This window comes from Pantoea sp. XAF26B01_ASV70, from assembly GCF_054512635.1.
On the sequence record NZ_CM137251.1, the window covers coordinates 1,639,572 to 1,652,226 of the forward strand.

Annotated in this window: 9 protein-coding genes and 1 tRNA gene; 4 read left to right on the forward strand and 6 right to left on the reverse strand. The window is 56.1% G+C overall.

The window, feature by feature from the left end:
- The first annotated feature begins 26 nt into the window (after window positions 1-26).
- From ACX8ZY_RS07660 to katG, 3 genes are all read left to right on the forward strand, one after another.
- The gene (locus ACX8ZY_RS07660) at window positions 27-1,124 is read left to right on the forward strand and encodes an efflux RND transporter periplasmic adaptor subunit (protein WP_158131578.1); all 1,098 of its coding nucleotides are present in this window, start codon (window positions 27-29) and stop codon (window positions 1,122-1,124) included.
- Window positions 1,121-4,216: an efflux RND transporter permease subunit gene (locus ACX8ZY_RS07665; RefSeq protein WP_033767734.1), complete on the forward strand. Its 3,096-nt coding sequence runs from the start codon at window positions 1,121-1,123 to the stop codon at window positions 4,214-4,216. Before ACX8ZY_RS07660 ends, ACX8ZY_RS07665 begins: the two co-directional genes overlap by 4 nt.
- 187 nt (window positions 4,217-4,403) lie before the next feature.
- Entirely contained in the window at window positions 4,404-6,623 is a 2,220-nt protein-coding gene (katG, locus tag ACX8ZY_RS07670) for a catalase/peroxidase HPI (protein WP_233273082.1), read from the forward strand.
- A 125-nt stretch (window positions 6,624-6,748) separates the two neighbouring features.
- On the opposite strand, the gene ACX8ZY_RS07675 is transcribed toward katG, so the two are convergent.
- The 4 genes from ACX8ZY_RS07675 to ACX8ZY_RS07690 all read right to left on the reverse strand — a co-directional run bounded on the left by ACX8ZY_RS07675 (window position 6,749) and on the right by ACX8ZY_RS07690 (window position 8,852).
- A complete protein-coding gene (locus tag ACX8ZY_RS07675) occupies window positions 6,749-7,771 on the reverse strand; it encodes a type II toxin-antitoxin system HipA family toxin (RefSeq protein WP_158131579.1) in 1,023 nt (340 codons plus the stop codon).
- Complete coding sequence (locus ACX8ZY_RS07680) at window positions 7,768-8,079, reverse strand: HipA N-terminal domain-containing protein (RefSeq protein WP_010670935.1); 312 nt, start codon at window positions 8,077-8,079, stop codon at window positions 7,768-7,770. Before ACX8ZY_RS07680 ends, ACX8ZY_RS07675 begins: the two co-directional genes overlap by 4 nt.
- Window positions 8,064-8,408, reverse strand: coding sequence for a helix-turn-helix domain-containing protein (locus ACX8ZY_RS07685; protein ID WP_010247978.1), 345 nt, complete (start codon window positions 8,406-8,408; stop codon window positions 8,064-8,066). The genes ACX8ZY_RS07680 and ACX8ZY_RS07685 overlap by 16 nt, the downstream gene beginning before the upstream one ends.
- Window positions 8,409-8,776: 368 nt before the next feature.
- Window positions 8,777-8,852 (reverse strand) — tRNA-Asn (locus ACX8ZY_RS07690).
- Window positions 8,853-9,185: 333 nt separating this feature from the next.
- On the opposite strand from ACX8ZY_RS07690, the gene ACX8ZY_RS07695 reads away from it, so the two are divergent.
- Window positions 9,186-10,307, forward strand: a complete 1,122-nt coding sequence (locus ACX8ZY_RS07695) for a Gfo/Idh/MocA family protein (RefSeq protein WP_158131580.1) — start codon at window positions 9,186-9,188, stop codon at window positions 10,305-10,307.
- Window positions 10,308-10,397: 90 nt separating this feature from the next.
- On the opposite strand, the gene ACX8ZY_RS07700 is transcribed toward ACX8ZY_RS07695, so the two are convergent.
- Both ACX8ZY_RS07700 and ACX8ZY_RS07705 read right to left on the reverse strand, forming a co-directional pair.
- On the reverse strand, window positions 10,398-11,228 hold the full coding sequence (locus ACX8ZY_RS07700) for a glycosyltransferase family 8 protein (RefSeq protein ID WP_060680551.1): 831 nt from the start codon (window positions 11,226-11,228) through the stop codon (window positions 10,398-10,400).
- A 12-nt stretch (window positions 11,229-11,240) separates the two neighbouring features.
- Complete coding sequence (locus ACX8ZY_RS07705; RefSeq protein ID WP_132500078.1) at window positions 11,241-12,623, reverse strand: D-arabinono-1,4-lactone oxidase; 1,383 nt, start codon at window positions 12,621-12,623, stop codon at window positions 11,241-11,243.
- Window positions 12,624-12,655: the final 32 nt, after the last annotated feature.

The window sequence follows — 12,655 nt, forward strand, 5'->3', positions numbered from 1 at the left end:
CTCCTGCTTACTGTTGAAGGTAATCTATGCTCAGGTTCAATCCTGCCATTCTGGTTGTTTGTCTGCTGCCACTGGCGCTGGCGGGTTGCCGGGATAATTCACCCAAAGACGATCCGCGCACGCAGCCGCCGCTGGTCAGGGTCACAAAGGTCATCAGCGCCACCGATGGCAGCCGTGCGTTTAGTGGCGTCGTGGTTGCCCGGGTTCAGAGCGACCTCGGCTTTCGGGTCTCAGGAAAAATCCTCGAACGGCTGGTGGACAGCGGCCAGCGGGTGAAGCGCGGTCAGCCGCTGATGCGGCTCGACCCGGCAGATCTCCGGCTGCAGGCCCAGGCTCAGCAGCAGGCCGTTGCCGCCGCGCAGGCACGCGTCAGACAGGCCAGCGCCGATCAGGCGCGTTACCGCACTCTGGTGGCAACCGGGGCAGTTTCTGCGTCGGCATACGACCAGATTCGGGCCGCTGCGGCCACCGCTCAGGCTGAGCTGAAAGCCGCCCAGGCGCAGGCCAGCGTTGCAGGTAACGCCAGCGGATATGCGCTGCTCCTGGCTGATGACGATGGCGTGGTGATGGCAACGCTGGCGGAGCCGGGTCAGGTTGTGAGTGCCGGTGAGGCTGTCATCAGACTGGCCAGAGCCGGACAGCGCGAGGCAAGTGTTCAGTTGCCAGAGACCCTGCGCCCGGCAGTGGGAAGTGAGGCAAAGGCAACGCTGTATGGTGCGGACAGTGCGCCGGTTTCCGCCCGGCTGCGTCAACTGGCTGATGTGGCCGATCCGATGACGCGCACCTTTGAGGCGAGATATGTGCTGGAGGGCGCACTGGCCAGCGCACCGCTGGGAGCCACCGTCACAATCACGCTGCCGAATAAACCGTCGCAACCGCTGCTGCAGGTTCCGCTGGCGGCGATCTACGATGCCGGTAAAGGGCCAGGCGTCTGGGATATTACCGGCCAGCCCGCTACCGTTGCCTGGCGGCCGGTGACGGTGGTGTCGATAAGTGACGAGGCGGCCACCGTCACGGGTCAGCTTCATGCTGGCGATCAGATAGTGGCGCTGGGCGCGCATCTGTTGCAGCAGGGGGAGCGCGTGCGCCCCGATGACGCTGCCGTTGCCGGGAGCCAGCCATGAGCCAGGGACGCTTTAATCTGTCAGCGCTGGCCGTGCGCGAGCGCGCCATTACGCTGTTTCTGATCATCCTGATTACCGTGGCGGGCGTCTTGTCCTTTTTCGAACTGGGACGGGCAGAAGATCCGCCGTTCACCGTAAAACAGATGACGATTATCTCCGCCTGGCCAGGTGCGACGGCTCAGGAGATGCAGGATCAGGTGGCCGAGCCGCTGGAAAAGCGTCTGCAGGAGCTGAGGTGGTATGACCGTAGCGAGACGTACACGCGCCCCGGTCTGGCTTTCACTATGTTATCCCTGCAGGATAAAACGCCGCCTTCCCAGGTTCAGGAGGAGTTTTACCAGGCGCGTAAGAAGCTGGGTGATGAGAGCAGAAATCTGCCTGCCGGGGTCATCGGGCCGATGATCAACGACGAGTTCTCCGACGTGACCTTTGCACTGCTGGCGCTGAAGGCAAAAGGGGAGCCGCAGCGCCTGCTGGTTCGTGAAGCGGAATCACTGCGTCAGCGACTGCTGCATCTGCCTGGCGTGAAAAAGGTCAATATCATCGGTGAGCAGAGTGAACGCATCTATGTGTCGTTTTCACACGATCGACTGGCGACACTCGGCATCACCCCGCAAGCGATTTTTGCTGCGCTGAACGATCAGAATGTCCTGACGCCAGCGGGATCGATTGATACGCAGGGGCCGCAGGTCTTTATCCGGCTGGATGGCGCGTTCGATAAACTGGAAAAAATCCGTGAGACGCCGATTGTGGCGCAGGGGAGAAGCCTGAAGCTGGCGGACGTGGCTACGGTGACCCGGGGTTACGAAGATCCCGCCACCTTTATGGTGCGCAATCAGGGCGAACCGGCGCTGTTGCTGGGTATCGTAATGCGTGAAGGCTGGAACGGTCTGGAACTCGGCAAGGCACTGGCGGCTGAAACCGCCCGCATTAACCAGGCGATGCCGCTGGGGCTCTCACTGACTCAGGTCACCGATCAGTCCGTCAATATCCGCTCGGCGGTTGATGAATTTATGGTTAAGTTCGTCGTGGCGTTGCTGGTGGTGATGGTGGTCTGCTTTGTCAGCATGGGCTGGCGTGTCGGGGTAGTGGTCGCGGCTGCGGTGCCGCTCACCCTGGCGGTGGTGTTTGTGGTGATGGAGGCTTCCGGCAAAAACTTTGACCGCATCACGCTGGGTTCGCTGATTCTGGCGCTGGGCCTGCTGGTGGACGACGCCATTATCGCCATTGAGATGATGGTAGTGAAAATGGAAGAGGGCTACGACCGCATTAAGGCTTCTGCCTATGCCTGGAGTCATACGGCGGCACCAATGCTGGCAGGCACCCTGGTTACGGCCGTCGGGTTTATGCCCAATGGGTTTGCGCAGTCCACGGCGGGCGAGTACACCAGCAATATGTTCTGGATAGTCGGCATCGCGTTGATCGCCTCCTGGATCGTCGCGGTGGTGTTCACCCCTTATCTTGGCGTAAAGCTGCTGCCAGCCATCAAAACGGTAGAAGGCGGCCACGCAGCGATCTACAACACCCGCCACTACAACCGCTTTCGCCGCCTGCTGACCCGCGTGATTGCCCGTAAAGGCTGGGTGGCAGGCGTGGTGATTGCCCTGTTTATCGCCGCTGTGCTCGGTATGGCGCTGGTGAAAAAACAGTTTTTCCCGACCTCAGACCGGCCTGAAGTGCTGGTTGAAGTTCAGCTCCCCTACGGCAGCGCCATAGAACAGACCCGCGCAGCGGCTGAAAAGGTTGAGACATGGCTTAAACAGCAGCAGCAGGCAAAAATCGTCACCACCTATATTGGTCAGGGGCCACCGCGTTTTTATCTGGCGATGGCACCGGAACTGCCCGATCCGGCCTTTGCCAAGCTGGTGGTACTGACCGACAGTCAGGACGCGCGTGAGGCACTGAAAACGCAGCTGCGCGCCGCCATTGCCAGCGGTCTGGTGCCTGAAGCGCAGGTTCGTGTGACGCAGCTGGTGTTTGGCCCATACTCCCCTTATCCGGTGGCGTGGCGGGTGATGGGGCCTGATCCGGCCCATCTGCGCGCGATTGCCGATCGGGTGGAAGCGGTCCTACGGGCCAGCCCGATGATGAGGACGGTGAACACCGACTGGGGCGCCCCCGTGCCGACGCTGCATTTTTCACTGGATCAGAACCGGCTGCAGGCAGTGGGGCTGACATCCAGTGACGTCGCCCGGCAATTACAGTTTCTGCTGTCGGGCGTGCCTGTCACTACCGTGCGGGAAGATATCCGCGCGGTCCAGGTGGTGGGGCGTGCGGCCGGAGAAACCCGGCTCGATCCGGCTAAAATCGCCGACTTCACGCTGGTGGGCGCCGCGGGTCAGCGTATTCCCTTATCGCAGATTGGTGATGTGCAGGTGAAAATGGAAGATCCCGTACTGCGGCGGCGCGACCGCACGCCGACCATCACCGTTCGGGGTGATATCGCCGATTCCCTGGAGCCGCCTGACGTCTCGACGGCGCTGAACAAAGCCCTGCAACCGATCATCGCGACGCTGCCCGCGGGCTACCGCATTGAACTGGCCGGTTCAATAGAGGAGTCCGGTAAAGCGACCCAGGCGATGGCCCCGCTGTTCCCGATCATGATTGCGATCACTCTGCTAATCATCATTCTGCAGGTGCGTTCTCTGTCGGCGATGATCATGGTCTTTCTGACTGCGCCTCTCGGGCTGATTGGCGTCGTGCCGACGCTGCTGCTGTTCAGTCAGCCGTTTGGTATTAATGCACTGGTCGGGCTGATTGCCCTGTCGGGCATCCTGATGCGTAACACGCTGATTCTGATAGGGCAGATTCACCACAATGAACAGGAGGGTCTGGCACCCTTTGATGCAGTGGTCGAAGCGACAGTGCAGCGTGCCCGTCCGGTGCTGCTGACGGCAATGGCGGCGATTCTGGCGTTTATTCCACTGACCCACTCGGTGTTCTGGGGAACGCTGGCCTATACCCTGATTGGTGGCACGCTGGGCGGCACCCTGATCACGCTGGTTTTCCTGCCCGCAATGTACGCTATCTGGTTCCGCATCCGCCTGCCGGGCAGCAAAACGGCAGTTGTGAAACCGGCGCTGTCGGAATAGTCTCAGGGTGACAGTTGCCGCTTCGCTGCTCTCTGCAGCCTGGCGGCAACCGTCAATTCATTGTTTTAAGCTTTTGAAGAAGGCGTATAAAAAGGTAAAAGCTATCAAACAGATAGGATGAGACAGGTGTGCGATCCTGAAAATCCTCTATAGAGTAGCGATGAAAATACAAAAAAGAGGTGTGACCATGAGCAATTCCATTGATGAAGATGCAAAAGATGCAAAGCCTATTGTCGAAGCCGATCGCGAAGCGCCCGAGGGCAAATGTCCTTTTCATGCCGGTAAGCCTTCTCAGGAAAATCAGGCGCCGGGCGGCGGAACAACCAACCGCGACTGGTGGCCTAATCAACTCCGGGTTGACCTGCTGAACCAGCACTCATCCCGTTCGAACCCGCTTGATGAATCCTTCGATTACCGTAAAGAATTTGCCAAATTAGATTACTCAGCGCTGAAAGCTGACATCAAAGGGTTGCTCACCGAGTCACAAGCCTGGTGGCCCGCTGACTGGGGCAGCTATATCGGCCTGTTTATTCGTATGGCCTGGCACAGCGCCGGAACCTATCGCTCCGTGGACGGACGCGGTGGTTCAGGTCGTGGTCAGCAACGCTTCGCACCCCTAAACTCTTGGCCAGACAACGTTAGTCTGGATAAAGCGCGCCGCTTACTGTGGCCGGTTAAACAGAAATATGGTCAGAAGATCTCTTGGGCCGACCTCTACATTCTGGCGGGCAACGTCGCGCTGGAAAACTCCGGATTCCGTACCTTTGGCTTTGGTGCCGGACGTGAAGATGTCTGGGAACCGGATATGGATGTGAACTGGGGCGAAGAAGCCGCCTGGCTGGAACACCGTCACCCGGAATCCCTGGCGCAGTCGCCACTGGGCGCTACCGAAATGGGTCTGATCTACGTCAACCCGGAAGGTCCGGAACACAGCGGCGATCCTGCCTCTGCGGCCCCGGCTATTCGCGCCACTTTCGGCAACATGGGCATGAACGACGAAGAGATCGTGGCATTGATTGCCGGTGGACATACGCTGGGTAAAACCCACGGTGCCGCACCGGCCAGCCACGTCGGTGTCGATCCGGAAACTGCACCGATTGAGGCGCAGGGCCTGGGCTGGGTCAACAGCCACGGCACGGGCGTTGGCGCAGATGCGATTACCTCTGGTCTGGAAGTAATCTGGTCTCAGACGCCAACCCAGTGGAGTAACTACTTCTTCGAGAACCTGTTCAAATATGAGTGGGTTCAGACGCGCAGCCCGGCGGATGCCATCCAGTTCGTGGCAGCTGATGCCCCGGACATTATCCCGGATGCGTTTGACGCTGCGAAGAAACACAAGCCGACCATGCTGGTCACCGACCTGACGCTGCGTTTTGACCCGGAATTTGAAAAGATTTCGCGTCGTTTCCACAACGATCCGCAGGCGTTCAACGAAGCCTTTGCCCGTGCCTGGTTTAAGCTGACTCACCGTGATATGGGGCCAAAAGCGCGCTACATCGGACCTGAAGTCCCGCAGGAAGATCTGATCTGGCAGGATCCGCTGCCTGCACCGGTTTATCATCCAACCGTGGCGGATATCGCGCAGCTGAAAGAGAAGATTGCTGCAACCGGCCTCAGCGTCAGCGAGCTGGTTTCGGTTGCCTGGGCTTCGGCATCAACCTTCCGTGGCGGCGACAAACGTGGTGGTGCCAACGGTGCCCGCCTGGCGTTGCTGCCGCAGCGTGAGTGGGACGTCAATGCCATCGCGGCACGCGTGCTGCCGACGCTGGAAGCGGTGCAGCGTGAAGCGCACAAGGCTTCACTGGCAGATGTGATCGTGCTGGCGGGTGTGGTCGGCGTTGAGCAGGCGGCGAAAGCAGCTGGCGTTGAAATTGACGTGCCATTTACTCCGGGCCGTGTTGATGCGCGTCAGGATCAGACTGACATCGAATCGTTCGATCTGCTGAAACCGCGTGCAGATGGTTTCCGTAACTACGGTACTGGCTTCGGCAAAACCACCACCGAAAATCTGCTGATCGATAAAGCGCAGCAGCTGACCCTGACCGTGCCGGAGTTAACGGTGCTGGTTGGCGGAATGCGTGCGCTGGGTGCTAACTTTGATGGCAGCCAGCACGGCATCTTCACGCACCACACAGGGACGCTGAACACAGACTTCTTCGTGAATCTGCTGGATATGCGCACCGAGTGGAAAGCCGCCGATTCGACCAATGAGAAATTCATTGGACGGGATCGCGTCACTGGCGAAACCCGTTTCACCGCCACGCGCGCCGATCTGGTGTTTGGCTCCAATGCGGTGTTACGCGCCTCGGCGGAAGTCTACGCCAGCAGCGACGCCCGTGAAAAATTCGTCAAAGACTTTGTTGCCGCCTGGACCAAAGTGATGAATCTGGATCGGTTTGAACTCTGATTGCTGTTGACGTTGTAAAACCTGAAACCCGCTGATATTAGCGGGTTTTTTTATGAGAGCAGGTGAGTTATTCGACCGCTTAACTATCCTTTTACAACCCAGGTACAACAGGTTAATGGCATCATTTAAATTTCGGTCACTGCCAGTAACGTGATCCTTCGGGCCACGTAGTCAAGTACGGCTTCCCGCTGCGATTCAGGCATATGACTTTCATTATAAGTATCGATAATAAGCTGATGATGACTCACCACCTCGGAAAGCCATTTTCGTGCCAGTGTCGGATTAATATCCATACCCTGGGCAAGCAGGATAAAGTCTGCACCCAGATATTCTCCGTACTCTGAATTGATCCCCGGTGCGTTTCCTGCATCATTTTCTTCACGTTCCAGCAGGGGCAAAGCTAAATACTCTCCAAACGCTGCAGGGTAGGGCACAACGCTGATAAAGTCATAAACCGGGGCCAGCCAGGGTGAACCCTGCGGAGGCAGGATAATCCCGATATTGCGCAGATGAAAATCATTGTTTCCCAGCACATAGGCATACACGATGCGCAAAAAGAGGTCACGTTTACTCTTTAAGCTGCTGTTCACTCTGGTATTCAGGAATTTAGCGGCTTTCTCATAACTGATGGCTTTATGATTATCAATCCTGCCATATTTATCGCCGAGACCCATCGCGCCATCCAGCTGTTCCTGATGTAATCTCGCATTATCTGACGCTGTCCGGTCATACCTTTTAATGACAAACGCCAGTTCTTCTGGCCGATTTTCATCGTGTCTGAATGGCATCAGCCCGAATGGGGGGACGTCAAATTTCAGACGCTGCATAACGCACATAGTGGCATGCTCGTTTTCTGCCAGGTGTGGGTATTCTTCCGGAGAGGGTTTCAGGATATAGGTGCCATCATTGCTGACGACCACCAGTTCTCCCTTTGTTAGGCGAAGTGAAAGTTTGGGTTGATAGCCTGAAATGCTCATGCCTTTCTGACGTTCAGGGAGTTCCTGAATAAACTGACTGCGAGTAAACGGCAGGCTAAGAGCCACATTCAGACTACCCAGCAGATGCCGGATGCCTTTTGTTGAGTAGCCAGTTTTTAGCTCAGATTCTTTAAGCCGTTTTAATGTGATCAGGCAGCGTTCTGAATTCATGATGTTATCTCTTTAAAGACGACAGCCCCAAGCAAATCGTTACCATTTTCCATCAGTAAGCCGAACAGATCTTTATCATCAATTTTTTGAATTTCAGAATAGCGTTTTCGCAACCAGCCTTCCGGCGCTAAACCTTTAAAGAAGGGATGTAGCTCTTCACTTAAATAGGGCTCAGGTCTTACCGGCATGCTGAGAGATATCGCACAACCAGCATAAGTGGGCAGGTAGCAGAAAGTATAACCGTTTTGCCCTTCACTCAGCGTTCCTGCCAGCGTGTTGTAAAGCCACACCTCTATTTTTCGAGCCATACTTTTATACCCAGTTCTTTAAGCAAGGCGTGAAGATTTATTGCCTTTGCAGAAGATGGTTTAGCAATCAGTCGTTTAAATGTTGAGAGTGATACACCAATCTGAATCGCCATCTCTTCATAGGTGATGTTTTGTTGTTTGAGTTCATTGGCCAGTAGTTGTGGCAGTGTCGGAAACGTCAGATCACTCAGCTCCGATCGGGTGTCCGGTTTGTCCGCATTTATTGCTTCTGTTGTGACTTCTCTACTCAAAGCTAACCCCGCCAATACCTTTTGCCGATCTGACTCAGAAAGGCTTAGCAACGAAGATTTAATCTCATCAAGGTTCATTTTTGACCTTTTCTGCAATTTCAGTACGTTTTTGAAACGATATGGTCCGACTATAGTACTAAAAGGGTCATTTTTGAACTATTTACCGGCATCATCTTCTCAGCTTACAGCCAGAATGCGAAATATGCCGATGAAAGGTCATTTATGACACTTTAAGTCACTATTAATGCATTTGTTAAAAAGAGTATGAGATGTAGGGGTCAGAAATGAACCTTTAAGTGAGGGCGGCACCGAATGTCTAAGTATCAGGCACTAACGAAAAGAACGGGGAATTTGAAGAGTAAACAGACTGAGTAAGACGCAAAAATTTTATCAGAAGTATGAAAAGCAAAAAGCCCGCTTAGTTTCCTAAGCAGGCTTTTCTAATTTGGCTCCTCTGACTGGACTCGAACCAGTGACATACGGATTAACAGTCCGCCGTTCTACCGACTGAACTACAGAGGAATCGTTTGAACGGGGCGCATAGTAACGGCCACGCCGGGCCATGTCAAAGCTCTTTTTCATAAATTAGCGCGACTGCTGAAATAGTCGCCACTATGGCGTTTTAAGCACTGACAGAGCGGCCTGTGCGGCTGACTCATCCGGCAAAACGCCACGTGTAAAACTGAGGTGTTTATGAGGTGTTATGGCGCTGTATCGCCCTTGTCAGGCGGCCAGGCGCGTGATTTAACCGGATAGTTTTTTACGGGCGTCACAAAGTCTCCATTCTGGCTTTGTCAGCAATAAAAACGAAACGTAGATTCCATTTCAACCCTGAACTGAATCCGTGGAGTTGAAATGAACAAAGTCAGAATCGGCATGATTGGCAGCGGCTATATCGGACGCTGCCACGCGATTGCTTATGCCCAGGCCCCCACTGTATTTGCGCTGAAAGGCGAAATCGTGCGGGAGATGCTGGCTGAAGTGAACCCCGAGCTGGCCGCCCGTCAGGCGGCGACCTTTGGTTTCGCACGATCGACGGGTGACTGGCGCGCGCTGGTCCGCGACCCGGCGATTGATGTCGTGGATATCTGCGCCCCCAACTTCCTGCATAAAGAGATGGCGCTGGAGGCGATACGCCACGGCAAACACGTCTATTCAGAAAAGCCGCTGTCGTTAAGCGTGGCGGATGCGCAGGAGATGGTGGCGGCAGCCGATGCGGCAGGGGTTAAAACGCTGGTAGGCTTCAACTATATGAAAAACCCTACCAGCCAGCTGGCGAAAGAGATCATTGCCAATGGTGAGATAGGCGACGTGGTGCATTTCTACGGCACCCATAACGAGGATTATCTCGCCCGACCGGAAACGCCGCTCGACTGGCACTGTCAGAAAGCGCTGGCAGGCCTCGGTGCGCTGGGCGATCTGGCGGCGCATATCGTTAATATGGCGCACTACCTGGTGGGTGACATTGCTGAGGTCAGCGGCGACATGATGACGGTGATCGCCTCCCGGCCCGACCCGAAAGAGCCTGCGCGGCAGTTACCGGTCGAAAACGAAGATCAGGCCAGCGCGCTGCTGCGCTTCCATAACGGCGCGCACGGCGTGATTGAAACCTCACGCATCGCCTGTGGCGCAAAAATGGGCCTGACTTACGTTGTCACCGGCACTAAAGGCACACTGCGCTACACCCAGGAGCGCATGGCGGAGCTGGAGCTTTATCTGCATGACGAACCGGCCGGGCGTCAGGGATTTAAAACTATCCTGACCGGACCAGCGCACCCTGACTACGCAAATTTCTGTGTTTCTGCCGGACACGGTATCGGCTTTAACGATCAGAAAACGGTGGAGATTCGCGACCTGATCAACGGCATCGCAGCGGGCGACCGCATGTGGCCCGATTTTGCAGAGGGATTGCAGGTTCAGAAGGTACTGGAAGCGATTGCTGACTCAGCAGTGCAACGCCGCTGGATTGAGGTATAGGGCAGAATCAGAGGGATAGAGGGTATTGCCGATGTGTTGATTAACACTGGCGGGCAGGGCGGGAAACGTTGGCTTCCCGCCCACAGCCAATCAGATCAGACCGCTTTTTTCCCACCACAATTTATCCAGCGCATAAAAGCGATCGCGCTGACTCTCGGGCTGGCTGAGATCGCGTTTCCACGGTTTTGCCAGAATATAGTGCAGGTTCTTCACCTCTTCATCGTGCCAGAGACCGCTGTGCTGAAACGGCAGCGTTTTCAAGGCATTGTAGATGTAAGAGAGCGGCTTCCAGCGATCGGCAAACACTTCGTTCAGCAGATCCTGCTCGGAGAAGGGATAGTTACTGAGATCATCAATGGCGGCAATACGCTTTTCCAGTGCGTCGAACATCGCATTATCGGGCTTCAGCACCAGAAAACCGCCGTTCAGGTACAGATCCACACTCTCTGGCGCCTTTTCACCGCGCGCCTGCCAGGTATAGTGGCACTGCTCAGGCTGCCACTCTGCCGGATAAGAGGCAATCTGGTTGGGATTACAGCGGCAGGCGTGACAGGCGGCGAGCGGGTTATCGCCCAGATCCAGGGTAAAAAGCTCATCCATGTTTTGAAGGACCAGCATATCGGCATCCAGAAACACGACGCGCTCATAATCGGTGAGCTGCCATGCGCGCAGCTTGGTCCAGACTTCGCCGAACTGCGCCGATGCGTAGTGCTGATCCAGATCGTCGCGCGGATAGAGGGGGTCGACCGGTTTAATCACACAGCCCTCATCCTGCAAAATCTGACAGTCAGACGCTGAAATCGCCGGCGTGGTCATCACCACCAGCGGCCACTGGCTCTGGCTCTGTTGCAGCGAACGGTGCAGCGCTTTCACGCCCACCAGATAATCGGGTTGAGTTAACAGCGTTACCCAGGCAAACATAGCTTTCCTCAATCAGTCAAATAGTGGCGTGATGTAGTCGTTACCCAGTCGGCCATTTGGGTCGAGCTGGCTGCGCAGGGCGCGGAAGGCGTCCCACTGCGGATAGATCTCACGCCAGTTGTAGCGTTCTTCATCGTAATATTTGCCCCAGTGCGGGCGTCCGCCCTCTTCGGCCAGCAGTTTTTCCACTTCAGTCAGGAAGTGCAGGCCTTCCTGTGACAGCGAACCATCGTCGGCGTAATAGACCACGAAGCCGAAAAAGCAGGTTGGCTGGTCAGCGGCCGGACTGAGCCAGGCCGATGATGCACCGGTGCAGCGCAGGATAATCGGGTAGTGCATATGCGGACGGTTCTCGGCATACCACTGCTTGATGCGGCGAATGATGGCCGGGGTTTTTGCCAGCGGCACGCCGATTTCCACATTGATCTGTGGCACTGCAATGCCGCGGCAGAAAAGCTGGTAAATGTCACCGGTAACATCGGTGAAATCACGAAAACGGGTGACGGTGCGAAACTGTTTTCCCCCTTTGCCCTCAATCTGCGTATCGCGGTGCATATGTGCCAGCGTCTGGTCGATAGTGTCGTTGAGGCTTTCGTCAACGTCGCCCTCATGTTCCACCACCTGACGACCCTGCGCTTCGTAGCGCTGACGCTCTTCGTCACTCGCCTCATGGGCGTTCCAGACGTGCATCAGGTTGTCATCGACAAACCACCAGGCTTTGCTCAGCGGATAGTCGTTGTTCCAGCGCAGCAGATCCTCTTCAAGGGTATCGGCAGAGACGGCATATTTGTGGCAGGTGAAGATGCTAAACGGCTGGGTACGCAGGGTTACCGCGGTAACAATGCCTAGTGCGCCCAGTGAGACCTGCGCTGCCGGGAAGTCAGCGTCGCCACGAACAAATTCGCGCACGCTGCCATCGGCCAGCACCATTCTGATTGCCAGCGCTTCGTCGGCAATCGAACTCTGCTGCAATCCCTGGCCGTGCGTTCCGGTCGCCATCGCGCCCGCCAGTGTCTGAATCGCAATCACGCCTGGCGATGAAGCCAGCATGCGGTTCATTTCGGTCAGGCTGCGATAGACCTGCTCAAGCGGGGTCGCGCCACCAAAGGTCACGCTCTGTTCATCACTGGCAAGCTGGCCGCTCAGTGCGCTGAGATCGAGCAGCACATCGTCATCACTGACATGCAGCATACGACCAGGCGACAGCTTGCTGCCGATCACCCGAATCTGGCCGTGTGACTCCCGGATAAGTCTCTGTAATTCCGCTTCACTGGCGGGACGCTGAACCTGGTGACGGCTGCCGATTTGCGCGTTCTGCGCCCAGTTCCACAGCGCATCATCATCGGGTTCAACATGGGTCTGACGAAGCGGATAGAGGCGTGCATCTCTGCTCACAACAGCATTCCTTATTATTGCATTTTAGTGAC

Bases quoted from the DNA above. Each gene is read 5' to 3' on its own strand.
- ACX8ZY_RS07660 (WP_158131578.1), top strand. From the start codon at position 27: ATGCTCAGGTTCAATCCTGCCATTCTGGTTGTTTGTCTGCTGCCACTG.
- ACX8ZY_RS07665 (WP_033767734.1), top strand. From the start codon at position 1,121: ATGAGCCAGGGACGCTTTAATCTGTCAGCGCTGGCCGTGCGCGAGCGC.
- katG (WP_233273082.1), top strand. From the start codon at position 4,404: ATGAGCAATTCCATTGATGAAGATGCAAAAGATGCAAAGCCTATTGTC.
- ACX8ZY_RS07675 (WP_158131579.1), bottom strand. From the start codon at position 7,771: ATGAATTCAGAACGCTGCCTGATCACATTAAAACGGCTTAAAGAATCT.
- ACX8ZY_RS07680 (WP_010670935.1), bottom strand. From the start codon at position 8,079: ATGGCTCGAAAAATAGAGGTGTGGCTTTACAACACGCTGGCAGGAACG.
- ACX8ZY_RS07685 (WP_010247978.1), bottom strand. From the start codon at position 8,408: ATGAACCTTGATGAGATTAAATCTTCGTTGCTAAGCCTTTCTGAGTCA.
- ACX8ZY_RS07695 (WP_158131580.1), top strand. From the start codon at position 9,186: ATGAACAAAGTCAGAATCGGCATGATTGGCAGCGGCTATATCGGACGC.
- ACX8ZY_RS07700 (WP_060680551.1), bottom strand. From the start codon at position 11,228: ATGTTTGCCTGGGTAACGCTGTTAACTCAACCCGATTATCTGGTGGGC.